Origin of the sequence: Streptomyces sp. NPDC006624, assembly GCF_040611555.1 — a bacterium.
Classification (GTDB): domain Bacteria; phylum Actinomycetota; class Actinomycetes; order Streptomycetales; family Streptomycetaceae; genus Streptomyces.
Genome location: NZ_JBEXOM010000002.1, coordinates 25,194 through 47,092 on the forward strand (window position 1 = coordinate 25,194; position 21,899 = coordinate 47,092).

At 70.0% G+C, this 21,899-nt stretch carries 24 protein-coding genes; 4 read left to right on the plus strand and 20 right to left on the minus strand.

Annotated elements, in window-relative coordinates:
• Positions 1-50 precede the first annotated feature (50 nt).
• Positions 51-623, plus strand: coding sequence for a cob(I)yrinic acid a,c-diamide adenosyltransferase (locus tag ABZY20_RS03740; protein ID WP_356436101.1), 573 nt, complete (start codon positions 51-53; stop codon positions 621-623).
• Here the strand turns inward: ABZY20_RS03740 and ABZY20_RS03745 are convergent.
• Both ABZY20_RS03745 and ABZY20_RS03750 read right to left on the minus strand, forming a co-directional pair.
• A complete protein-coding gene (locus ABZY20_RS03745) occupies positions 620-808 on the minus strand; it encodes a DUF5708 family protein (RefSeq protein ID WP_356436104.1) in 189 nt (62 codons plus the stop codon). The two genes, ABZY20_RS03740 and ABZY20_RS03745, sit on opposite strands and share 4 nt — an antisense overlap.
• On the minus strand, positions 805-1,386 hold the full coding sequence (locus ABZY20_RS03750) for a hypothetical protein (RefSeq protein WP_356436106.1): 582 nt from the start codon (positions 1,384-1,386) through the stop codon (positions 805-807). Before ABZY20_RS03750 ends, ABZY20_RS03745 begins: the two co-directional genes overlap by 4 nt.
• Before the next feature lie 152 nt (positions 1,387-1,538).
• On the opposite strand from ABZY20_RS03750, the gene ABZY20_RS03755 reads away from it, so the two are divergent.
• From ABZY20_RS03755 to ABZY20_RS03765, 3 genes are all read left to right on the plus strand, one after another.
• Positions 1,539-2,729, plus strand: coding sequence for a histidine kinase (locus ABZY20_RS03755; RefSeq protein WP_356436109.1), 1,191 nt, complete (start codon positions 1,539-1,541; stop codon positions 2,727-2,729).
• Positions 2,726-3,367 (plus strand): response regulator transcription factor, encoded by a 642-nt coding sequence (locus tag ABZY20_RS03760; RefSeq protein WP_356436112.1) that lies wholly within the window; start codon positions 2,726-2,728, stop codon positions 3,365-3,367. The genes ABZY20_RS03755 and ABZY20_RS03760 overlap by 4 nt, the downstream gene beginning before the upstream one ends.
• Before the next feature lie 133 nt (positions 3,368-3,500).
• Positions 3,501-5,327, plus strand: coding sequence for a glycoside hydrolase family 18 chitinase (locus tag ABZY20_RS03765; RefSeq protein WP_356436115.1), 1,827 nt, complete (start codon positions 3,501-3,503; stop codon positions 5,325-5,327).
• 78 nt (positions 5,328-5,405) lie between these two features.
• Here the strand turns inward: ABZY20_RS03765 and ABZY20_RS03770 are convergent, their stop codons facing one another.
• From ABZY20_RS03770 to ABZY20_RS03855, 18 genes are all read right to left on the minus strand, one after another.
• Positions 5,406-5,852, minus strand: a complete 447-nt coding sequence (locus tag ABZY20_RS03770) for a DUF2550 domain-containing protein (RefSeq protein ID WP_356436118.1) — start codon at positions 5,850-5,852, stop codon at positions 5,406-5,408.
• A 127-nt stretch (positions 5,853-5,979) separates the two neighbouring features.
• Positions 5,980-6,357, minus strand: coding sequence for a F0F1 ATP synthase subunit epsilon (locus ABZY20_RS03775; protein ID WP_215118518.1), 378 nt, complete (start codon positions 6,355-6,357; stop codon positions 5,980-5,982).
• Positions 6,358-6,468: 111 nt separating this feature from the next.
• Complete coding sequence (gene atpD / locus ABZY20_RS03780) at positions 6,469-7,905, minus strand: F0F1 ATP synthase subunit beta (RefSeq protein ID WP_356436121.1); 1,437 nt, start codon at positions 7,903-7,905, stop codon at positions 6,469-6,471.
• Positions 7,906-7,908: 3 nt separating this feature from the next.
• Positions 7,909-8,823, minus strand: coding sequence for a F0F1 ATP synthase subunit gamma (locus ABZY20_RS03785; protein WP_356436124.1), 915 nt, complete (start codon positions 8,821-8,823; stop codon positions 7,909-7,911).
• Between the two features lie 20 nt (positions 8,824-8,843).
• A complete protein-coding gene (atpA, locus tag ABZY20_RS03790) occupies positions 8,844-10,433 on the minus strand; it encodes a F0F1 ATP synthase subunit alpha (RefSeq protein WP_356436126.1) in 1,590 nt (529 codons plus the stop codon).
• A gap of 124 nt (positions 10,434-10,557) precedes the next feature.
• A complete protein-coding gene (locus ABZY20_RS03795; RefSeq protein ID WP_356436129.1) occupies positions 10,558-11,373 on the minus strand; it encodes a F0F1 ATP synthase subunit delta in 816 nt (271 codons plus the stop codon).
• Complete coding sequence (locus ABZY20_RS03800; RefSeq protein WP_356436131.1) at positions 11,370-11,918, minus strand: F0F1 ATP synthase subunit B; 549 nt, start codon at positions 11,916-11,918, stop codon at positions 11,370-11,372. The genes ABZY20_RS03795 and ABZY20_RS03800 overlap by 4 nt, the downstream gene beginning before the upstream one ends.
• Before the next feature lie 39 nt (positions 11,919-11,957).
• Complete coding sequence (atpE, locus tag ABZY20_RS03805; protein ID WP_141313222.1) at positions 11,958-12,194, minus strand: ATP synthase F0 subunit C; 237 nt, start codon at positions 12,192-12,194, stop codon at positions 11,958-11,960.
• Between the two features lie 73 nt (positions 12,195-12,267).
• A complete protein-coding gene (gene atpB, locus ABZY20_RS03810; protein WP_356437372.1) occupies positions 12,268-13,035 on the minus strand; it encodes a F0F1 ATP synthase subunit A in 768 nt (255 codons plus the stop codon).
• 273 nt (positions 13,036-13,308) lie between these two features.
• Positions 13,309-13,746, minus strand: coding sequence for a hypothetical protein (locus ABZY20_RS03815; RefSeq protein WP_356436133.1), 438 nt, complete (start codon positions 13,744-13,746; stop codon positions 13,309-13,311).
• Positions 13,747-14,054: 308 nt separating this feature from the next.
• Positions 14,055-15,401, minus strand: a complete 1,347-nt coding sequence (locus tag ABZY20_RS03820; RefSeq protein WP_356436134.1) for an MraY family glycosyltransferase — start codon at positions 15,399-15,401, stop codon at positions 14,055-14,057.
• A gap of 129 nt (positions 15,402-15,530) precedes the next feature.
• Positions 15,531-16,769: a serine hydroxymethyltransferase gene (gene glyA, locus ABZY20_RS03825; RefSeq protein WP_356436135.1), complete on the minus strand. Its 1,239-nt coding sequence runs from the start codon at positions 16,767-16,769 to the stop codon at positions 15,531-15,533.
• A 96-nt stretch (positions 16,770-16,865) separates the two neighbouring features.
• Complete coding sequence (locus ABZY20_RS03830) at positions 16,866-17,543, minus strand: protein-tyrosine-phosphatase (protein WP_356436137.1); 678 nt, start codon at positions 17,541-17,543, stop codon at positions 16,866-16,868.
• Complete coding sequence (locus ABZY20_RS03835) at positions 17,540-18,187, minus strand: L-threonylcarbamoyladenylate synthase (protein WP_356436139.1); 648 nt, start codon at positions 18,185-18,187, stop codon at positions 17,540-17,542. The genes ABZY20_RS03830 and ABZY20_RS03835 overlap by 4 nt, the downstream gene beginning before the upstream one ends.
• A gap of 70 nt (positions 18,188-18,257) precedes the next feature.
• Positions 18,258-19,103 carry a peptide chain release factor N(5)-glutamine methyltransferase gene (prmC, locus tag ABZY20_RS03840; protein ID WP_356436141.1) on the minus strand — a complete coding sequence of 282 codons (846 nt, stop codon included), beginning with the start codon at positions 19,101-19,103 and terminating at the stop codon, positions 18,258-18,260.
• Positions 19,104-19,134: 31 nt separating this feature from the next.
• The gene (gene prfA, locus ABZY20_RS03845) at positions 19,135-20,211 is read right to left on the minus strand and encodes a peptide chain release factor 1 (RefSeq protein WP_356436142.1); all 1,077 of its coding nucleotides are present in this window, start codon (positions 20,209-20,211) and stop codon (positions 19,135-19,137) included.
• Between the two features lie 106 nt (positions 20,212-20,317).
• Positions 20,318-20,539 carry a 50S ribosomal protein L31 gene (gene rpmE / locus ABZY20_RS03850; RefSeq protein WP_184908681.1) on the minus strand — a complete coding sequence of 74 codons (222 nt, stop codon included), beginning with the start codon at positions 20,537-20,539 and terminating at the stop codon, positions 20,318-20,320.
• A 183-nt stretch (positions 20,540-20,722) separates the two neighbouring features.
• Positions 20,723-21,859, minus strand: coding sequence for an LCP family protein (locus ABZY20_RS03855; protein WP_356436144.1), 1,137 nt, complete (start codon positions 21,857-21,859; stop codon positions 20,723-20,725).
• Positions 21,860-21,899 lie beyond the last annotated feature (40 nt).

A 21,899-nucleotide genomic window follows, 5' to 3' on the forward strand; every position in this document is an offset into this window, starting at 1 on the left:
GGTGGGCACACGCGTGTTCCGAACGGCGGGCGCGTCACTACGCTGGCGGCATGGTCAATCTGACGCGCATCTACACCAGGACCGGCGACCAGGGCACCACCGCCCTCGGCGACATGAGCCGGGTCGCCAAGACCGACCTGCGGATCGCGGCGTACGCCGACGCCAACGAGGCGAACGCGGTGATCGGCACGGCGATCGCGCTGGGCCGGCTGCCCGAGGAGGTCGTCAAGGTGCTCACCCGCGTCCAGAACGACCTGTTCGACGTGGGCGCCGACCTGTCGACGCCGGTGGTGGAGAACCCGGAGTACCCGCCGCTCAGGGTCGAGCAGTCCTACGTGGACAAGCTGGAGGCGGACTGCGACCGCTTCCTGGAGGACCTGGAGAAGCTGCGCTCCTTCATCCTCCCGGGCGGCACCCCGGGCGCGGCCCTGCTGCACCAGGCCTGCACGGTGGTCCGCCGCGCGGAACGCTCGACGTGGGCGGCCCTGGAAGCCCACGGCGAGCGGATGAACCCCCTCACGGCCACCTACCTCAACCGCCTCTCCGACCTCCTGTTCATCCTCGCGAGGACGGCGAACAAGGAGGTCGGAGACGTGTTGTGGGTGCCCGGCGGCGAACGCTAGGTTCTGCCTCGCGCGGCGTGCCAGAGGCCGTTGGCGGAGAGGACCCCGCCGACGATCATCATCACGATGCCGACCTTCGTGAGGGTGACGACGGGGACGTCCACGTCGCCGGTGAACCGCCACAGCACCAGGCCGATCAGGAAGGTGACGACGCCTTCGAGCGCGTACTGCTTGGCCTTGCTCATGGGTGGAGCCTCTCTTTCGACGGGGTGGCGGCCTCGGGCTCCCGCGCGGGGGCCTTCCTCGGCCAGATCAGATAACTCAGCGCGACCAGTCCGTGGATCCCGGCCGCCCGCCAGGCCGTGAAGCGCCAGCTCTCCAGCGAGGTGACGCGGCTCGGGTCGTCCACGTACCAGATCGCGAGCTGGAGGAGCACGGTCGCGACGACGGCGCCCGTGAGGGTGCCCAGCCAGACCCTGCCCTCGTGGCGCGCCCGGGCCATGCCGTAGCGCGGGGGCCCAGGCGGTGGCGGGGCGCCGCCGAGCCGGTGGGCGGCGTGGCCGTCGAGCCACTTCACCGTGCGATGGCCGTGCCCGACGGTGTAGCCGATGTAGAGCGCGGCCAGGCCGTGCGTCCAGTTCGGCTCGGCGCCGTTCTTCAGGTCCAGCGCGGTGGCGACCAGCAGGACGACCTCCAGCAGCGGCTCGCACAGCAGCAGGCCCAGTCCCAGCCGCGGCATGCGCAACAGGTAGCGGGCGCCCAGGCCGGCCGCCAGCAGCACCCAGAAGCCGATCTCACAGGCGGCGATCAAGGCGACGATCACGGTTCGCTCCTCTCGGTCACCCTTCAAGGCTCCCGGGCGGGGCGGCCGGAATCGTCGTCGCGGCTGACGAATCCGCGGTACATCGAAAGATGCAGCCGGGGACCCTCCGCGGGGATCACGCGAGGGGCACGGCGGCCGTGTTGGATGGTGCCATGGCCGTACGACTCCCCCGCCCACGCCGCTTCGACGTGTACGTCGCCCTGGGCAGTCTGCTCGGCGGGCTGCTGCTGTGGGCCCTCGGTCTGGCCACCCGCCCGGCCACCGAGGTGTACGTGCTGCTGCCGGGACGCTGGCCGGTGCTGCTGCCGCTGTTCGTCATGGCGGGCTGCGAGCTGCTGCGCAGGACCGCCCCGCGCACCGCCCTGCTGGTCGGCACCGCGGCGATCGTCCTGGACGTGCTCACGCAGGGCAACCTGGTCACGATCCTGATGTACACCGACCTCATGTACGCGGCCGTCCTGTACGGCCCGCCCGCCTCGGCCCACCGCATCCCCCGGGTCACCGGGCTGCTCTCGGTGGCCGGGACCGTGGTGCCGTTCGCGGTGTGGCGCGAGCCCGAGGCCCTGCTGATCGGCCTGATCACCGGCATCGTGGCCTTCGGGCCCGCGGCCACCGGCCTGATCGTGCGCACCCACCGCGACGCCGCCGAGGCGGCCCGGCTGCGCGCCGAACAGACCGCGCTGCTGGCCGAGATGGACCGCGTCCAGGCCGTCACCGCCGAACGCGCCCGGATGGCCCGCGAACTGCACGACATGGTCGCCAACCACCTGTCCGCGATCGCCATCCACTCCACCGCCGCCCTGTCCCTGGAGGACCCGAAGACCTCCCAGGAGGCGCTGGTGGTGATCCGGGAGAACAGCGTGGAGGGGCTGTCGGAGATGCGGCGGCTCATCGGCATCCTGCGGGACGACAGCGGCGACACCGAGCCGGTCGCCCCCACCCTGGACGGCCTCGCCGCGCTGGTGGAGAGCGCGCGCACCAACGGCCTCGACGTCACCCTCGACGCCGCCCGCGTCACGGTCCCGGCCCCCGTGGAGCTCGCCGCCTACCGCATCGTCCAGGAGTCCCTGACCAACGCCCTCAAGCACGCCGGGCCCGGCCGCGTCGCCGTCCGCCTCGACCGGCGCGACGGGGTGCTGGACGTCCGGGTGACCAGCCCCTACGGCGACCGCGACGGGCCCACCGCCCCCGGCTCGGGTGCCGGGCTTGTCGGCATGCGCGAGCGCACCGCCCTGCTGAACGGCACCTTCGAGGCCGGCCCCGAGGACTCGCCCGACGGCAAGATCTGGGCCGTCCACGCCACCCTGCCCGTCAACGACCCCGTCGAAGGAGACCCCGCATGATCCGCGTCCTGGTCGCCGAGGACCAGTCCGCCGTCCGCGCAGGCCTGGTCCTCATCCTGCGCAGCGCGCCCGACATCGAGGTGGCCGGCGAGGCGGCGGACGGCGAGCAGGCGGTGGCGCTGGCCCGCGAGCTGCGGCCGGACCTGGTGCTGATGGACGTGCAGATGCCGCGCCTGGACGGGGTGTCGGCGACCCGGCAGGTGGTCGCCGAGGGGCTCGCGGACGTGCTGGTGCTGACCACCTTCGATCTCGACGCGTACGTCTTCGGGGCGCTGCGCGCGGGCGCGTCCGGCTTCCTGCTGAAGAACACCGAGGCGAAGGAGCTGCTGGAGGCGGTGCGGACCGTCGCGCGCGGGGAGGGGCTGATCGCCCCGGCGGTGACGCGGCGGCTCATCGCGGAGTTCGCCGCGAAGCCCGTACGGGAGCCGGCGGCCGATCCGGCGGTGCTGGACCGGCTGACCCGGCGGGAACGCGAGGTGCTGTCCTGCCTGGGCGAGGGACTGTCCAACGCGGGCATCGCCGAGCGGCTGGACATGGCGGAGGCGACGGTGAAGACGCACGTCAGCCGCCTGCTGGCGAAGCTGGAGCTGCGCAGCCGGGTGCAAGCGGCGGTGCTGGCACAGGAGTTGGGGATCTGACCGGGCGCGGATCCGGACAGGTCGTGGTGGTCCAGACCTATTGACCGGTGGTCCAGACCTTTCTATTCTCACCGCACCATGAGTGGCGTGAGGCTCAGTCACGCCCCCCACAACTCCATCAAGGAGGCGCAGCATGCGCTTCAGACACAGAGCCGCGGCAGGGTTCGCGACACTGTTGCTCCCCTTCGCCGGCCTCGTCGGCCTGGCCAGCCCGGCCCAGGCCGCCACGTCCGCGACCGCCACCTACGCCAAGACCCAGGACTGGGGCTCCGGCTTCGAGGGCAAGTGGACGGTGAAGAACACCGGCACCACGACCCTCAGCTCCTGGACCGTCGAGTGGGACTTCCCCTCCGGCACCTCGGTCACCTCCGCGTGGGACGCCGACGTCACCTCCTCCGGCTCCCGCTGGACCGCCAAGAACAAGTCCTGGAACGGCACCCTCGCCCCCGGCGCCTCGATCACCTTCGGCTTCAACGGCTCCGGCTCCGGCTCCCCCGCGAACTGCAAGCTCAACGGCGGCAGCTGCGACGGCGGCACCACCGAGCCCGGCGACAGCGCCCCGAGCGCCCCCGGCACCCCGACCGCCTCCGGCATCACCGACACCTCGGTGAAGCTGTCCTGGTCCGCCGCCACCGACGACAAGGGCGTCAAGAACTACGACGTCCTGCGCGACGGCGCCAAGGTCGCCACCGTGACGAGCACCTCGTACACGGACACCGGCCTGACCAAGGGCACCGACTACTCCTACTCGGTCCAGGCCCGCGACACCGCCGACCAGACCGGCCCGGTCAGCGGCGCCGTCCGGGTCCGCACCACCGGCGGCACCACCGATCCCCCGCCCACCGGCGACAAGATCAAGCTCGGCTACTTCACCGAGTGGGGCGTCTACGGCCGCAACTACCACGTCAAGAACCTCGTGACGTCGGGCACCGCGTCGAAGATCACCCACATCAACTACGCGTTCGGCAACGTCAAGAACGGTCAGTGCACCGTCGACGACACCTACGCCGCCTACGACAAGGCCTACACCGCCGACCAGTCCGTGTCCGGCACCGCCGACACCTGGGACCAGCCGCTGCGCGGCAACTTCAACCAGCTGCGCCAGCTGAAGGCGAAGTACCCGCACATCAAGGTGCTGTACTCCTTCGGCGGCTGGACCTACTCGGGCGGCTTCGGCCAGGCCGCGCAGAACGCCGCCGCCTTCGCCAAGTCCTGCAAGGCCGTCGTGGAGGACCCGCGCTGGGCCGACGTCTTCGACGGCATCGACATCGACTGGGAGTACCCGAACGCCTGCGGCCTGACCTGCGACACCTCCGGTCCGGCGGCCTTCAGGAACCTCTCCCAGGCCCTGCGCAACGAGTTCGGCCCGAACTACCTGGTCACCGCGGCCATCACCGCCGACGGCTCCGACGGCGGCAAGATCGACGCGGCCGACTACGGCGGCGCCGCGCAGTACCTCGACTGGTACAACGTGATGACCTACGACTACTTCGGCGCCTTCGACAAGGACGGCCCGACCGCCCCGCACTCCCCGCTGACCTCGTACCAGGGGATCCCGCAGGCCGGCTTCAACTCGGCCGACGCGATCGCCAAGCTCAAGGCCAAGGGCGTCCCGTCCGCGAAGCTGCTGCTCGGCATCGGCTTCTACGGCCGCGGCTGGACCGGCGTCACCCAGTCCGCCCCCGGCGGATCGGCGACCGGCGCGGCCCCGGGCACGTACGAGGCGGGCATCGAGGACTACAAGATCCTGAAGAACTCCTGCCCGGCCACCGGCACCATCGCGGGCACCGCGTACGCGCACTGCGGCAGCAACTGGTGGTCGTACGACACCCCGGCGACCATCGCGGGCAAGATGAGCTGGGCCGAGAACCAGGGCCTGGGCGGCGCGTTCTTCTGGGAGTTCAGCGGTGACACCCCGAACGGAGAGCTGGCGACCGCGATCCACAACGGCCTGTCGTAAGGAGATTCGGCGGGTTACGCCACGTTGACACTCCCCCAGACTTCGTCCGGGGGACCCCCACCCGGCGAGTGAACGTGGCTACGCCACGTTCACTCGCTGACCGGGCGGGGCTGCCTCGAGCCACGCGAGGAAACCGGTCAGCGCGTCTTCGCTCATCGCGAGCTCGAGACGCGTGCCCCGGTGCAGACAGGCCAGGATCACGTGGTCGGAGAGCAGCGCCAGCTCCTCCTCGCCCTCCGGGACCCGGCGGCCGGCCACCTCGATCGCGGAGCGCTCCAGGATCCGGCGCGGTCGCGGCGAGTACGAGAAGACCCGGTACCACTCGACACGGTCGCCGTTGTACCGGGCCACTCCGTACGCCCAGCCCTTGCCGTTGCTGTCGCCCTGCTCGGGGGCGTCCCAGCGCAGGCTGGCGTCGAAGGTGCCGCCCGAACGCTGGATGAGCCGGCGGCGCAGACCGAAGACGAACAGGCCCACCACCACGAGGGCCACCACGATTCCGCACACAGTCAGAGCGAGGACCATCGGCACCGACCTCCTCGTCTCCTAGGTAACGGAACGTAAAAAACACCCACATCCGCCTCAGCCGCGGCCGGGTCCGGATCTCTCCGGTACCCAGCCGCGGCTGAGTGACGTCTTCACACGGACGGGGTCAGCGGGCCGCCGTCGCAGCCCGCAGCCGGACGTCCGCGCGGCGCTTGGCCTCCGCGTCGTCCTCCGCCTTCGCGCGCTCCAGCTCCTGCTCCGCGCGCTGGACGTCGATCTCGTCCGACAGCTCGGCGACTTCCGCCAGCAGCGAGAGCTTGTCGTCGGCGAACGAGATGAACCCGCCGTGGACCGCGGCGACGACCGTCCCGCCCTCGCTGGTGCGAATGGTCACCGGGCCCGACTCCAGCACACCGAGCAGCGGCTGGTGACCGGGCATGACGCCGATGTCGCCGGACGTGGTGCGCGCGACGACCAGGGTGGCCTGGCCGGACCAGACCTCACGGTCGGCCGCGACCAGCGCGACGTGCAGCTCAGCAGCCAAGGTGGCTCCTCGGGTCACCACCCGGCGGGAGTGCCGGGTGTTGGTTACAAGTCTAGTAGGCGTGGCAGAGGGGGCGGGACGAAGCCCGCCCCCTCATGACGAGCGCGAGGCTCAGGAGACGCCCAGCTCCTTCGCGTTCTTCTTCAGGTCCTCGAGACCACCGCACATGAAGAACGCCTGCTCCGGGAAGTGGTCGTACTCGCCGTCGCAGATCGCGTTGAACGCGGCGATCGACTCGTCCAGCGGCACGTCCGAACCGTCCACGCCGGTGAACTGCTTGGCGGCGTGGGTGTTCTGGGACAGGAAGCGCTCCACGCGACGGGCACGGTGGACGACGAGCTTGTCCTCCTCGCCGAGCTCGTCGATACCGAGGATCGCGATGATGTCCTGCAGGTCCTTGTACTTCTGCAGGATGTTCTTCACGCGCATCGCGGCGTTGTAGTGGTCCGCCGAGATGTACCGCGGGTCGAGGATGCGGGACGTGGAGTCCAGCGGGTCCACGGCCGGGTAGATGCCCTTCTCGGAGATCGGACGGGACAGAACCGTCGTCGCGTCGAGGTGGGCGAAGGTGGTGGCCGGGGCCGGGTCGGTCAGGTCGTCCGCGGGGACGTAGATCGCCTGCATCGAGGTGATCGAGTGACCACGGGTCGAGGTGATGCGCTCCTGCAGGATGCCCATCTCGTCGGCCAGGTTCGGCTGGTAGCCCACCGCGGAGGGCATACGGCCGAGCAGGGTCGACACCTCGGAACCGGCCTGGGTGAAGCGGAAGATGTTGTCGATGAAGAACAGCACGTCCTGCTTCTGGACGTCGCGGAAGTACTCCGCCATCGTCAGGCCGGCCAGGGCCACGCGCAGACGGGTGCCCGGGGGCTCGTCCATCTGGCCGAAGACCAGGGCGGTCTTGTCCAGAACGCCGGACTCCTCCATCTCCGCGATGAGGTCGTTGCCCTCACGGGTGCGCTCGCCGACGCCCGCGAAGACGGAGACGCCCTCGTGGAGGTTGGCGACACGCATGATCATTTCCTGGATCAGCACGGTCTTGCCGACACCGGCACCACCGAACAGACCGATCTTGCCGCCCTTGACGTACGGGGTGAGCAGGTCGACGACCTTCAGGCCCGTCTCGAACATCTCGGTCTTCGACTCGAGCTGGTCGAACGCGGGGGCCTTGCGGTGGATGGGCCAGCGCTCGCCGTCGTGGACCTCGTCGCTGTTCAGCACCTCACCGAGGGTGTTGAACACCTTGCCCTTGGTGAAGTCGCCGACCGGGACGGTGATGCCCGCACCCGTGTTGACGACCGGGGCCTGGCGGACCAGGCCGTCGGTGGGCTGCATGGAGATGGCGCGGACCAGGCCGTCGCCCAGGTGCTGGGCGACCTCGAGGGTCAGCGTCTTCTTCTCGCCCGCGAGCGCCGGGTCGGCGACCTCGACGTGCAGGGCGTTGTAGATCTCCGGCATCGCGTCGACGGGGAACTCCACGTCGACGACCGGGCCGATGACCCGCGCGACGCGGCCCGTCGCCGTGGCCGTCTCAACAGTGGTGGTCATTTGTCAGTCACTCCCCGCGGTCGCGTCGGCCAGGGCACTGGCGCCACCGACGATCTCGCTGATTTCCTGGGTGATTTCGGCCTGGCGGGCCTGGTTGGCAAGCCGGGTGAGCGTCTCGATGAGCTCTCCGGCGTTGTCGGTGGCCGACTTCATCGCGCGCCGCGTGGCGGCGTGCTTGGAGGCGGCCGACTGGAGCAGCGCGTTGTAGATACGGCTCTCCACGTAGCGCGGCAGCAGGGCGTCCAGGACGTCCTCCGCCGACGGCTCGAAGTCGAACAGCGGCAGGATCTCGCCCTTGGGCTTGGCCTCCGCCGCGACCTCGTCGAGGCTGAGCGGCAGCAGCCGCGCCTCGATCGCCGTCTGCGTCATCATCGACACGAACTCGGTGTAGACGATGTGGAGCTCGTCCACGCCGCCCTCGGCCGTCTCCGTCTCGATGGCCTCGATCAGCGGTGCCGCGACCTTCTTGGCGTCCGCGTACGACGGCTCGTCGGTGAAGCCCGTGAACGTCTCCGCGATCTTGCGCTCGCGGAAGTTGTAGTGGGCGACACCGCGGCGGCCGACGATGTAGTTGACGACCTCCTTGCCCTCGGCCTCGAGCTGCGCCGTGAGCTTCTCCGCCGCCTTGATGGCGTTGGAGTTGAAGGCGCCGGCCAGACCGCGGTCGCTCGTGAGGAGCAGGACCGCGGCACGGGTCGGGTTCTCGGCCTCCGTGGTCAGCGGGTGCTTGGTGTTAGAACCGGTGGCGACCGCCGTGACCGCGCGGGTGAGCTCGGTCGCGTACGGGGTGGAGGCCGCCACCTTGCGCTGCGCCTTGACGACGCGCGAGGCGGCGATCATCTCCATCGCCTTGGTGATCTTCTTGGTCGCGGTGACAGATCGGATGCGACGCTTGTAGACCCGGAGCTGGGCTCCCATGAGTCAGGTCCCTTCCGTCGTCACTTGCCGGCAGCCGGGGCGTCCTCGCCGAGCAGCTTGCCGTCGGAGGTCTCGAACTGCTTCTTGAACTCCGTGATGGCGTCGGCGACAGCCTGCAGGGTGTCGTCGGACATCTTGCCGCCCTCACGGATGGAGGTCATCAGACCCTGCTCCTTGCGGTGCAGGTAGTCCAGCAGCTCCGTCTCGAAGCGGCGGATGTCGGCGACGGGGACGTCGTCCATCTTGCCGGTGGTGCCGGCCCAGACGGAGACGACCTGGTCCTCGGTGGCCATCGGCTGGTACTGCGGCTGCTTCAGCAGCTCGACCATGCGCTGACCACGCTCCAGCTGCGCCTTGGACGCGGCGTCCAGGTCGGAACCGAAGGCGGCGAACGCCTCCAGCTCACGGAACTGGGCGAGGTCCACGCGCAGACGGCCGGAGACCTGCTTCATCGCCTTGTGCTGCGCGGAACCACCGACTCGGGAGACGGAGATACCGACGTTCAGCGCGGGGCGCTGACCGGCGTTGAACAGGTCCGACTCCAGGAAGCACTGGCCGTCGGTGATGGAGATGACGTTGGTCGGGATGAACGCCGAGACGTCGTTGGCCTTGGTCTCGACGATCGGCAGACCGGTCATCGAGCCGGCGCCCATCTCGTCGGAGAGCTTGGCGCAGCGCTCCAGCAGACGGGAGTGCAGGTAGAAGACGTCACCCGGGTAGGCCTCACGGCCCGGCGGGCGGCGCAGCAGCAGCGACACGGCGCGGTAGGCGTCGGCCTGCTTCGACAGGTCGTCGAAGATGATCAGGACGTGCTTGCCCTGGTACATCCAGTGCTGACCGATGGCCGAACCGGTGTACGGCGCCAGGTACTTGAAGCCGGCCGGGTCGGACGCCGGGGCGGCGACGATGGTCGTGTACTCCAGCGCGCCGGCCTCCTCCAGAGCGCCGCGCACGCCGGCGATGGTGGAGCCCTTCTGGCCGATGGCGACGTAGATGCAGCGGACCTGCTTGTTCGGGTCGCCGGTGCGCCAGTTGTCGCGCTGGTTGATGATCGTGTCGACGGCCAGGGCCGTCTTGCCGGTCTGTCGGTCACCGATGATCAGCTGGCGCTGGCCGCGGCCGATCGGGGTCATCGCGTCGACGGCCTTGTAGCCCGTCTCCATGGGCTCGTGCACCGACTTGCGGACCATGACGCCCGGGGCCTGCAGCTCCAGGGCGCGACGGTCTTCGGTCTCGATCTCGCCGAGGCCGTCGATCGGGTTGCCGAGGGGGTCCACCACGCGGCCGAGGTAGCCCTCGCCCACCGCGACGGAGAGAACCTCACCGGTACGGGAGACCGGCTGACCCTCCTCGATGCCGCTGAACTCACCGAGGACGATGGCACCGATCTCGCGCTCCTCGAGGTTGAGGGCGAGGCCGAGGGTGCCGTCCTCGAACTTCAGCAGCTCGTTGGCCATGGTCGAGGGCAGGCCCTCGACCTTCGCGATGCCGTCGCCGGCAAAGGTGACCGTACCGACCTCCTCGCGCGAGGCCGCGTCCGGCTTGTACGCCTGGACGAAGTTCTCCAGCGCGTCCCGGATCTCCTCCGGCCGGATCGTGAGCTCCGCCATCTGGGTTCCCTGCTCTCCTTGTTGGGCCCGAAGTTTCTTAGGGGGTCTGGGGGCGACCCCCAGGATTCTTCTGCACGGCCCAACCAGGGCCGTCGTAAGTACGTTGTGCCTATTGAGTTGCTGCTCAGCCGGCGAGCCGGCGGCTGGCGTCCTCGATCCGGTCCGCGAGGGAGCCGTTGATGACCTCGTCGCCGACCTGCACCCGGATCCCGCCGAGGACCTCGGGGTCCACGTCCAGGTTGAGGTGCATCTGGCGGCCGTAGAGCTTCGCGAGGGCGGCACCCAGGCGCTGCTTCTGCGGCTCGCTCAGCGGAACCGCCGAGGTGACGGTGGCCACCATGCGGTTGCGGCGATCGGCGGCGAGCTTGGACAGGGACTCCAGTCCCGACTCCAGGCTACGTCCCCGCGGCGCGGTCACAAGGCGCGTCACCAGACGCTCGGTGGCCGACTGCGCCCTGCCGCCGAGGAGGCCGCGCAGCAGCCCGCTCTTGGCCGAGGTGGTGGCCTTGCGGTCGGTCAGCGCGGCACGCAGCTCGGTGCTGCCGGAGACGATCCGGCCGAACCGGAACAGCTCGTCCTCGACGTCGTCGAGCTTGCCCGCCTGCTGGGCGGCCGTGAGGTCGGCGGTGTCGGCGAGCGACTCCAGCGCGTCCACCAGGTCGCGCGAGCGCGACCAGCGGGAGCGCACCATGCCGGCCACCAGGTCGGCGGCCGGGCCGCTGACCTGGGTGGCGAGCAGGCGCTGGGCCAGCTCGGCCTTGGCCTGACCGTCCTGCGCCGGGTCGGTGAGGACCCGACGCAGCGACACCTCGCGGTCGAGCAGCGCGGTGACGGCGGCCAGCTCGTCGGCGAGCGAGCCCGCGTCCACGGACGTGGAGTCCGTCAGCGCGTCGAGACGCTCTCGTGCGGCTGCCAGGGCCTCGCGGCTCGCTCCGTTCATCGTCCGGCCTCGGCCTTCTCCTCGAGCTCGTCGAGGAACCGGTCGATCACACGGCTCTGCCGGGCGTGGTCCTCGAGGGACTCGCCGACGAGCTTGCCGGCCAGGTCGGTGGCGAGCTTGCCGACGTCCTGGCGCAGCGCGGACGCGGCGGCCTTGCGGTCGGCCTCGATCTGGGCGTGGCCGGCGGCGACGATCTCCTCGCGCTGACGCTGGCCCTCGGCCCGCATCTCGGCGATGAGCGCGGCACCCTGCTCCTGCGCCTCCTGGCGCAGACGCGCGGCCTCGTGCCGGGCCTCGGCGAGCTGTGCCTTGTACTGCTCAAGGACGCTCTGGGCCTCGACCTTCATGGTCTCGGCCTCTTCGATACCGCCTTCGATCGCCGCGCGGCGCTCCTCCAGAACCCTGTTGATGTTCGGAAGCAGCTTCTTCCAGAAGAAGAAGAACACGATGGCGAAGGCGATGGTGCCGACGAGCAGCTCGGGGCCCGGAGGAACGAGCGGGCTCTGCTCCTCCTCGGCCGCCAGCTGCACCAGGTTGGCGATCACATCAGTGCCTTTCGTCGAAAAGTGTCAGGTGGCTAAGACTTAGCGACCGAACACGAACGGCATAACGATGCCGATGAGGGCGAGCGCCTCACAGAAGGCGAAGCCGAGGATCTGGTTGGCGCGGATCAGGCCGGCGGCCTCGGGCTGACGGGCCAGGGCCTGGGTGCCGTTACCGAAGATGATGCCGACGCCGATGCCGGGGCCGATGGCGGCGAGGCCGTAGCCGATGGAGCCGAGCGAACCGGAGACAGCGGCGAGGGTCTCAGTGGCAGCCATGCTGAATCTTCCTTCTCTTTCACGGACCGGCGGGGGTTGGCCACCGGACGATCTGGGGCTGGGGGGTGGGTGCTCAGTGGTGTTCGGCGAGAGCGCCCTGGATGTACGAGCAGGCCAGCAGTACGAAGACGTACGCCTGGACGGCCTGCACGAAAAGCTCGAAGAGGATCATGGCGATCGTCATGACGAAGGAGACGCCGGCCGCCGGGATCATCCAGCTGTTCAGCAGGTACCAGGAGGCGACCGTGAACATGACCAGCATCAGGTGACCGGCGAACATGTTCGCGAACAGTCGGACCGCGTGCGTGAAGGGGCGGACCAGCAGGTTCGAGAAGAGCTCGATGATCATGACGAGCGGCAGAACGGCACCCAGCGACTTGTCGTAGCCGGTCACGTTCTTGAAGAAGCCCACGAAGCCATGCCGCTTGAAGGTCAGACCGACCCACGTGATGTAGACGATGGCGGCCAGGACGATCGGGTACGCGATGATCGACGAGACCGGGAACTGGGCCAGCGGGATCACGGACCAGACGTTCATGATCCAGATGAAGAAGAACAGCGAGACCATCAGGGGGACGTACTTCTCGCCCTCCTTCTTGCCGAGGGTCTCGTAGACGATGCCGCGGCGGACGAAGTCGTAGCCGGCCTCACCGACCATCTGCAGCTTGCCGGGCACGACCTTGGCCTTGCCGAAGGCGGCGTAGAAGAAGCCGATGACGAGAACGGTGGTGATGAGGGCGAGCAGCATCACCTTGTTGAACTCGAACCCCCCGACCGTGGCGATCGGCTTGAAGAGGAACGAGTGCAGGCCCGGTGCCGGAAAACCACACCCGTCGGACATGATCCGACAGCTCCAGTCGAAGGCGAGCTGGGTCTGGTCAGCACTCACCGCGGGCTCCTTCGGTGTGACGCATAGGTACGGCAACCTCGTTGTGTCGGCGCGGCGCGCAGCCGCGGGTCGGCACCGGACTGGTGTTACGGATGTGAGGGCGGCGGAGGGGCATCGAGCCTCGCGTTCGAGCAGGCGTCAGCTCAGATGCCCGCGCCCGCGATGCCGCAGTTGGCACCGGACGATAGCAGGAGTTCTCACTGCCCTTTATCGCGCCCCTACTCGTCACGACGACGACCCGGTCTTCTCGGGCCTGTCACTCTTCGCGGAGTCCGGATCGACGTAGAAGATCTTGGCCTTCATATGCGCACGAGCCTGCGCGGCCATCCACACGACCGTCGCGACGACGAGCCCGATGGCGAACGCCTTCGCGTTGAAGAGAGAGGTGTCCTTGAAGAGGGCGACGAAGATCAACAGGAGCAGGAGCTGGGCGACATAGAGCATCAGCCCCATGGCCTGGAACAACTGCGGGAGCGTTTTTGCCGTCCACTGGAGAACGAACAGGCCGATCCCCATGAAGAGGATCGCCAGCACCGTGCCGACGGCCGCTCCGACGGCTCCCTTGCCTCCGGCCACCACGCCACTGACGGCGACCACGACCGCACCGGCAGCGGCTGTGGGCACAGCGCACTGCAAGAGGTTCCGGGCGTCATTGGACGGCATGGCGGCAACTCCGCTTTCGCAGGGGGCAGGGGTGTCGTCATGGACGAGCGTAGTCCCGGGCTGAGTGGAGACCTCACACCAATGGACCGTCGCACTGCGGTCCTTCGGCTCTATCCGGGGGGTTCTCGTGAACCGTATCACAAACTATTTGATGCAGTCTTTACCTGAGGGTGTGCGTACTGTCACACATGAGAGTGAACACGCCCGTCTGAGCGTGAACCCGACCGGGATGTCTGGTAATGGGCGCTTCGCACTCCCATCACACTCCCATAGCAACCCCACGACTTGGCAATGCTCTCGTCAGATTCTTACCTTGTCCCGGCCTTGCGCCGATCGGCCAGACGCGAACGGGGGCCGATGGCGGTCGCCCCGTTGACGCCGGCGACTCCGGAGGCCACCGGGGTGCGGCTGTCCGCCTCGGCGGAGCCGGGCTGTTCCGTCGCGGCAGCCGGGGTCGAGGCCTCCGGGGAGACGGCCACGACCGCGCCCCGGCGCCGGTAGCGGGGCGGCACGAACCGCTCCATCCAGCGCGGGGTCCGCGGCGTGAAGCGCGGCAGCAGCAGCAGGACCAGGCCGATCGCGCTGAGGAACACGACGCCGAGGACGATCCACATGGACGCCGAGTTGACCGAGTAGGCCAGGGCGCCGAAGGCGATCAGCGCGGACCAGAAGTACATGATGAGCACCGCGCGGCTGTGCGAGTGGCCGATCTCCAGCAGGCGGTGGTGCAGGTGGCCGCGGTCGGCGGCGAAGGGCGACTGGCCGCGCCAGGTGCGGCGCACGATCGCCAGGATCAGGTCGGCGGCCGGCACCGCGATGATGGTCAGCGGCAGCAGCAGCGGGATGTACACGGGCACCGTCTGGTGCACGGCCTCCTTCTCGGACCCGACGTACAGGTTGAGCGCGTCCGGGTCGACCTGCCCGGTGACCGAGATCGCGCCCGCGGCCAGCACCAGGCCGATCAGCATCGAGCCCGAGTCGCCCATGAAGATCCGCGCGGGGTGCATGTTGTGCGGCAGGAAGCCCAGGCACATGCCCATCAGGATCGCCGAGAAGAGGGTCGCGGGGGCGGCGGCCTCGACGCCGTACGAGTACCAGATGCGGTAGGCGTACAGGAAGAACGCGGTGGCCGCGATGCAGACCATGCCGGCCGCGAGACCGTCCAGGCCGTCGACGAAGTTCACCGCGTTGATGGTGATGACGACCAGCGCCACCGTGAGCAGGGTCCCCTGCCACTGGGTGAGCGCGACCGAGCCCACACCCGGGACCGGCAGCCACAGGATCGTCAGACCTTGCATGACCATCACGCCCGCGGCGATCATCTGGCCGCCCAGCTTGATCAGGGCGTCGATCTCGAACTTGTCGTCCAGGACGCCGATCAGCCAGATCAGGGCCGCCCCGGACAGCAGCGCGCGGGGTTCGTTGGACGTCTCGAAGACCTGGTTGAGATTGGTCAGGTGGTCGGCGACCAGCAGGCCCGCGCACAGGCCGAAGAACATCGCGATACCGCCGAGCCGCGGAGTGGGTTCCCGGTGCACGTCACGTGCCCGGATCTCCGGCATCGCTCCGGCCACGATCGCGAACTTCCGTACCGGCCCTGTCAGCAGATACGTCACCGCGGCCGTCACGCAGAGCGTCAGGAGGTATTCACGCACGGGCTTCCCCACAGGTCTCGCTGGCCATCTCAGCCCCACACCCTAGCGATGCGCGCATATGTGTGGGGACTTCCGGGTAGCGACGATGGTTGCACGCTCGGCTGTGCACCCTGGTCCGCCTACCCGGGCTCAGCGCGGATACGGCGGAAATCCACCGGCCAGCTCCCGCACTTCTTCACGCGCCCTGGTGGTCTCCGTCACTCCCCTGAGCACCCCGGTGAGCAGCTCGGCGATGCGTGCCATCTCCACCTCGCCCATGCCCTGGGTGGTCACCGCGGCCGTACCCAGCCGCAGTCCCCGGGCGTCGCCGTGCGGCAGCGCGCAGCAGTCCAGGACCATGCCGGCCGCGGCGAGACGGCCCCGGGCGGTGCGTCCGTCGACGCCGAGGGGCGCCGGGTCGGCGGTGATCAGGTGGGTGTCGGTGCCGCCGGTGGTGACGACCATGCCCGCCGCGGCCAGCCGGGCCGCGAGCACCCGCGCGTTCGCGACCACCTGATGGGCGTACGCGGAGAACGCCGGTGTCGCCGCCTCGCCGAAGGCGACGGCCTTGGCGGCGATGGTGTGCATCTGGGCGCCGCCCTGGGTGAAGGGGAAAACCGCCCGGTCGACCCGCTCGGCCAGCTCCGCCCGGCACAGGATCATGCCGCCGCGCGGTCCCCGCAGCACCTTGTGCGTCGTCGCGCACACGATGTCGGCGTACGGCACCGGGTTCGGCGCCGCTCCCCCGGCCACCAGCCCGATGGGGTGCGCCGCGTCCGCGATCAGGTAGGCGCCCACCTCGTCGGCGACCTCGCGGAAGAAGGCGTGGTCGAAGTGGCGGGGGTAGGCGATCGAGCCGCACACGATCGCCTTCGGCCGGCGCGTGCGGGCCAGGGTGCGCACCTGCTCGTGGTCGACGAGCCCGGACTCGGCGTCCACGCCGTAGCCGGCGAAGTCGAACCAGCGGCCGGAGAAGCTGGCGGGCGACCCGTGCGTGAGGTGGCCGCCGTAGGGCAGGCCGAGGGCGAGGACGGTGTCGCCGGGGCGCAGCAGGGCGGCGTAGGCGGCGAGCACCGCCGAAGTGCCCGAGTGGGGCTGGACGTTGGCGTGGTCGGCGCCGAACAGGGCTGTGGCGCGGTCGGCGGCGAGCCGCTCGGCGACGTCCGCGATCTCGCAGCCGCCGTGGTGGCGTGCGCCCGGGTAGCCCTCGGCGTACTTGTCGGCCAGCGGCGAGCAGAGGGCGGCCAGGACGGCGGGCGAGGTGAAGTTCTCGGCGGCGATCAGCTGGATCGTCGTCTCCCGGCGCTCCCGTTCCGCGAGCAGCACGTCGGCCAGCTCGGGGTCCTGGCGGCGCAGGACGTCGGCCTCGATGGCAGGGGTGACCGTCATGGTGGGCTCCGGGCGACGGGTGCTGCGTGCGGGTGGACGGTTCGCCGTGGTGACGTACGACCAATGTAGGCCCGGGCCCTGCGGGGCGCTCGGCCGTTACGTCCGTGCGGGGACGCCGGTCAGGGCCGTGACGACCGGGTCGAGCGCCTGGTGTATCTCGTCCCCGATGGACCGGAAGAACGTCAGCGGCGCCCCGTACGGGTCGTACACCTCGTCCGCTTCGGCGTTCGGCGCGAGCAGCCACCCGCGTAGAGCGGCCGCGGCGCGCACCAGGGCACGCGCGCGGACGACCACGCCCTCCTCCAGGGAGGGCAGGGTCGCCGGGTCGATGGCCTTCACCAGGCGGGTGAACTCCTTGAGCGTGAAGGTGCGCAGCCCGGCGGAGTGGCCCATGGAGATGACCTGCGCCCGGTGGTCGCGGGTGGCGGTCAGCACCAGGTCGGCGCGGATGACGTGCTCGTCGAGCAGCTCGCGCCCGGTGAAGCCGGAGGCGTCCGCGCCGAAGTCGGCGAGGACGGTCTCCGCGTGGGACTCCATGGGCGCGCCCTCGTGACCCCAGGTGCCGGCGCTCTCGACGATGAGCCCGCCGCCCAGGATTCCCAGCCGCTCCTGCACGAAATGGCGGGTCAGCCGCTCGGTGATGGGCGAGCGGCACACGTTGCCGGTGCTGACGTGGAGGATGCGGAAGCTGTCGCGCGGTAGCCCCACGAACGTCGTCGTGATCTCCGCCGCGCTCTCCCCGTTGCCTATGCCACGCCCCTCAGGGGCCGTCAATTCGCCACCTCGAGGTCGGGTACGACCTTCCTCAGCTCGTCCGCCGAGAGCGCGCCCGCGCGCAGCAGCAGCGGCACCTCGCGGGTCACGTCGACGATCGACGAGGGCACGTTGCCGGGCGTCGGACCGCCGTCGAGGTAGACGGAGACGGAGTCGCCGAGCATCTCCTGCGCGGCGTCGCAGTTCTCCGGCGCCGGGTGGCCGGTGAGGTTGGCGGAGGAGACGGCCATGGGGCCGACCTCGGTGAGCAGCTCGATGGCGACCGGGTGCAGCGGCATGCGCACGGCGACGGTGCCGCGGGTGTCCCCGAGGTCCCACTGCAGGGACGGCTGGTGCCTGGCGACGAGCGTCAGGGCGCCCGGCCAGAAGGCGTCGACCAGCTCCCAGGCCAGCTCGGAGAAGTCGGTGACGAGTCCGTGCAGGGTGTTCGGGGAGCCGATCAGGACGGGCGTGGGCATGTTGCGGCCCCGGCCCTTGGCGTCGAGCAGGTCGGCGACGGCCTCCGAGGAGAACGCGTCGGCGCCGATGCCGTACACCGTGTCCGTCGGCAGCACCACGAGCTCGCCACGGCGGACGGCGGACGCTGCCTCGCGCAGACCGGTCACACGGTCGGTCGCGTCGTTGGTGTCGTATCGCCGTGCCATCTTTAGCTGGCCTCCTCGTACACGTGCTGCGGGGTTGAAGACGGGGCGGTCCGCGAGGACCGCGGGGTGCTCACGGCAGGGCCTTGCGGGCCGTGGCGAAGCGCGGGCGGTTGTTCAGGTCCGGGTGGTCGGCGGCGTCGGTCCAGCCGCGGTCCTCGGCGAAGATCCACGGCACCTGACCGCCCTGGGTGTCGGCGTGCTCCACGACCACGACGCCGCCGGGGCGCAGCAGCCGGTGCGCGGCGCGCTCCAGGCCGCGGATCAGGTCGAGGCCGTCCTCGCCGGAGAACAGGGCCATGCCGGGGTCGTAGTCCCGCGCCTCGGGGGCGACGTACTCCCACTCGGTGAGGGGGATGTACGGCGGGTTGGAGATGACGAGGTCGACCTGGCCGTCGAGGTCCGGGAAGGCCGTGAGGGCGTTGCCCTGGCGCAGGTCGACCCTGGACCCCTCGACGTTCCTGCGGGTCCACACCAGGGCGTCCTCGGACAGCTCCACGGCGTGCACGCGGGAGCGCGGCACCTCCTGGGCCAGGGCGAGCGCGATGGCGCCGGAGCCGGTGCACAGGTCGACGATGCACGGCTCGACGACGTCCATGGCCCGTACGGCGTCTATGGCCCAGCCGACCACGGACTCCGTCTCCGGCCGCGGCACGAACACCCCGGGCCCGACCTGGAGTTCCAGGTACCGGAAGTAGGCGCGCCCGGTGATGTGCTGGAGCGGCTCGCGCGCCTCGCGGCGGGCGATGACCTCCCAGTAGCGGGCGTCGAAGTCGGAGTCCTTGACGGAGTGCAGCTCGCCGCGCTTCACGCCGTGCACGAACGCGGCGAGCTCCTCCGCGTCGGTACGCGGCGAGGGCACGCCGGCGTCGGCGAGCCGCTGGGTGGCCTGGGCCACCTCGGCGAGCAGCAGATTCACGCAAGTCCTCCGGAAGTTGCTCGTTCGTGCCTTACGCGGCTGCCAGCTTCGCCGCGGAGTCCGCGTCGACGCAGGCCTGGATCACCGCGTCGAGGTCGCCGTCCAGGACCTGGTCCAGGTTGTACGCCTTGAAGCCGACGCGGTGGTCCGAGATGCGGTTCTCCGGGAAGTTGTACGTGCGGATCTTCTCGGAGCGGTCGACGGTGCGGACCTGGCTGCGGCGGGCGTCGGCGGCGTTCTTCTCCGCCTCCTCCTGCGCGGCCGCGAGGAGCCTGGAGCGCAGGATACGCAGTGCCTGCTCCTTGTTCTGCAGCTGGCTCTTCTCGTTCTGGCAGGAGGCGACCACTCCGGTGGGGAGGTGCGTGATGCGCACCGCGGAGTCGGTGGTGTTGACGGACTGCCCGCCCGGCCCGGAGGACCGGTAGACGTCGATGCGCAGATCGTTGGGGTTGATCTCGACGTCGATCTCCTCGGCCTCGGGCGTGACCAGCACACCGGCCGCGGAGGTGTGGATACGGCCCTGGGACTCGGTCGCGGGCACGCGCTGCACGCGGTGCACGCCGCCCTCGTACTTCAGCCGCGCCCACACGCCCTGGCCGGGCTCGGTGGCGCCCTGGCCGCCCTTGGTCTTCACCGCGACCTGGACGTCCTTGTAGCCGCCCAGCTCGGACTCGGTGGCGTCGATGATCTCGGTCTTCCAGCCGACCCGCTCGGCGTAGCGCAGGTACATGCGCAGCAGGTCGCCGGCGAACAGGGCCGACTCGTCGCCGCCCGCGCCCGCCTTGATCTCGAGGATGACGTCCTTGTCGTCGCTGGGGTCGCGCGGGACCAGCAGCAGCCGCAGCTTCTCCGTCAGCTCCTCGCGCCGCTGCTCCAGCTCCTTGACCTCGGCCGCGAACTCGGGGTCGTCGGCGCCCAGTTCGCGCGCGGTCTCGATGTCGTCGCCCGTCTGCGTCCAGGTCCGGTACGTGGCGACGATGGGGGTCAGCTCGGCGTAACGCTTGTTCAGCTTGCGCGCGTTGGCCTGGTCGGAGTGGACCGACGGGTCGGCGAGCTTCTTCTCCAGGTCGGCGTGCTCGGTGACGAGTTCCTCGACGGCCTCGAACATCTTGGGGCTCCTGTGTGCGGACGGGGGTGAAGGGCGAGCGACCAAAAACGCCGGTCCCGGAGCGCCCGGTGGGGGGCGCGTCCGCGGACCGGCGAAATGGGGCTCGCTACTTCTTGGAGCCGGCGGCCTTGCCGAAGCGGGCCTCGAAGCGGGCCACGCGGCCACCGGTGTCGAGGATCTTCTGCTTGCCCGTGTAGAACGGGTGGCACTCGGAGCAGACGTCGGCCCGGATGCTGCCGGACTCGATGGTGCTGCGCGTGGTGAACGACGCGCCGCAGGTGCAGCTGACCTGCGTCTCGACGTACTCGGGGTGGATGTCGCGCTTCAAGGTGTCTCCTAGGTTTCGGGAGGGCGCCGGGTCGCCGCCGCGGGGTGCGGGGGCGTGAACCGGGGCCGACGTACCAGTCTGCCAGGACTGGGGCCATCCCCCAAAACCGGGGTTGCGGTCGTTTGTTCCCCGCGGGCCTGTGGGGCGTACGCGCGGTTCCCCGCGCCCCTGCGGGCGTGCCCGTTACGGGGCGCTCACGACTCCCTTGGCCTCGCCCGCGGCCGTGCCCCTGGTGGCGGCCGCCGGGATCGGCTTGTCGTCCTGCAGCGCCTTCCAGATCCGGTCGGCCTTCTTCTTCTGCAGCAGGACGCGGTTGGGGTCGGCCGGGTCGTAGACCACCGGCATGGTGACCATCTGCATCCCGGAGGGGCTGATGCCCTTGAGGCCGCCCGCGAAGGAGGCGAGCTTGTCGACCGAGCCGAGGTCGGAGTCGGTCGTCACCGTCTTGGTCGCGGTCTGAGCGAGGTCCAGCAGCTTCTTGGGGTTGCTGAAGACGCCGACGTCCTTGATCTGGGCGACCAGGGCCTTGATGAAGGCCTGCTGGAGCTGGATGCGGCCGAGGTCGGAGCCGTCGCCCACGCCGTGCCGGGTGCGGACCAGGCCGAGGGCCTGCTCGCCGTCGAGTCTGTGGGTGCCGGCCTTCAGCTTCAGGTGGCTGTCGGGGTCGTCGATGCTCTTGGTGGTGGTCACCTCGACGCCGCCGAGGTCGTCGACGAGCTGCTGGAAGCCGGCGAAGTCGACCTCCAGGTAGTGGTCCATGCGCAGGTCGGTGATCGACTCGACGGTCTTGACGGCGCAGGCGGCCCCACCGGTGGAGTAGGCGGAGTTGAACATCACGTTCCGCGCGGCGGGGTGCTCATCGCCCTGGGTGTCCGTGCACGTGGGCCGGTCGATGAGGGTGTCGCGCGGGATGGAGACCACGCTGGCCTTCTTGTGGCCCTCGTAGACGTGGACGATCATCGCCGTGTCCGAGCGGGCGCTGCCGTCGTCGGTGCCGCCGCCGAGCTTCCTGTTGCTGCCGGCGCGTGTGTCGGAGCCCAGGACCAGGATGTTCTCGGAGCCGTTGTCGGCCTTCTCGGGCCGGTCGGTGCCGAGGGCCTGGTCGATGTCGACGCTCTTGAGGTTGCCGTTGAGCTTGAAGTACACGTACCCCAGCCCGGTGCCCCCGAGGACGACGATGCCCGCCGCGGTCCAGGCCGTGATCACCAGGCCCTTGTGCCGCTTGCGGGGCGCGCGGCGACGGCCCGCGGCGCGGGTTCGCGCGGCGCTCGTACCGCTGTCGCCCGGTATGCCCGGGTCCGGCGTGCTCTCGGCGGACATGTGCTCCTCAGCTCGTCTACGGTCGGTTACCCCCTGCGGT

Bases quoted from the DNA above. Each gene is read 5' to 3' on its own strand.
- ABZY20_RS03785 (WP_356436124.1), bottom strand. From the start codon at position 8,823: ATGGGAGCCCAGCTCCGGGTCTACAAGCGTCGCATCCGATCTGTCACC.
- atpA (WP_356436126.1), bottom strand. From the start codon at position 10,433: ATGGCGGAGCTCACGATCCGGCCGGAGGAGATCCGGGACGCGCTGGAG.
- ABZY20_RS03765 (WP_356436115.1), top strand. From the start codon at position 3,501: ATGCGCTTCAGACACAGAGCCGCGGCAGGGTTCGCGACACTGTTGCTC.
- ABZY20_RS03835 (WP_356436139.1), bottom strand. From the start codon at position 18,187: ATGGCACGGCGATACGACACCAACGACGCGACCGACCGTGTGACCGGT.
- atpD (WP_356436121.1), bottom strand. From the start codon at position 7,905: ATGACCACCACTGTTGAGACGGCCACGGCGACGGGCCGCGTCGCGCGG.
- ABZY20_RS03755 (WP_356436109.1), top strand. From the start codon at position 1,539: ATGGCCGTACGACTCCCCCGCCCACGCCGCTTCGACGTGTACGTCGCC.
- ABZY20_RS03770 (WP_356436118.1), bottom strand. From the start codon at position 5,852: ATGGTCCTCGCTCTGACTGTGTGCGGAATCGTGGTGGCCCTCGTGGTG.
- ABZY20_RS03795 (WP_356436129.1), bottom strand. From the start codon at position 11,373: ATGAACGGAGCGAGCCGCGAGGCCCTGGCAGCCGCACGAGAGCGTCTC.
- atpE (WP_141313222.1), bottom strand. From the start codon at position 12,194: ATGGCTGCCACTGAGACCCTCGCCGCTGTCTCCGGTTCGCTCGGCTCC.
- prfA (WP_356436142.1), bottom strand. From the start codon at position 20,211: ATGTTCGAGGCCGTCGAGGAACTCGTCACCGAGCACGCCGACCTGGAG.
- ABZY20_RS03740 (WP_356436101.1), top strand. From the start codon at position 51: ATGGTCAATCTGACGCGCATCTACACCAGGACCGGCGACCAGGGCACC.
- ABZY20_RS03815 (WP_356436133.1), bottom strand. From the start codon at position 13,746: ATGCCGTCCAATGACGCCCGGAACCTCTTGCAGTGCGCTGTGCCCACA.
- ABZY20_RS03855 (WP_356436144.1), bottom strand. From the start codon at position 21,859: ATGTCCGCCGAGAGCACGCCGGACCCGGGCATACCGGGCGACAGCGGT.
- ABZY20_RS03760 (WP_356436112.1), top strand. From the start codon at position 2,726: ATGATCCGCGTCCTGGTCGCCGAGGACCAGTCCGCCGTCCGCGCAGGC.
- glyA (WP_356436135.1), bottom strand. From the start codon at position 16,769: ATGACGGTCACCCCTGCCATCGAGGCCGACGTCCTGCGCCGCCAGGAC.
- atpB (WP_356437372.1), bottom strand. From the start codon at position 13,035: ATGTCCGACGGGTGTGGTTTTCCGGCACCGGGCCTGCACTCGTTCCTC.
- ABZY20_RS03745 (WP_356436104.1), bottom strand. From the start codon at position 808: ATGAGCAAGGCCAAGCAGTACGCGCTCGAAGGCGTCGTCACCTTCCTG.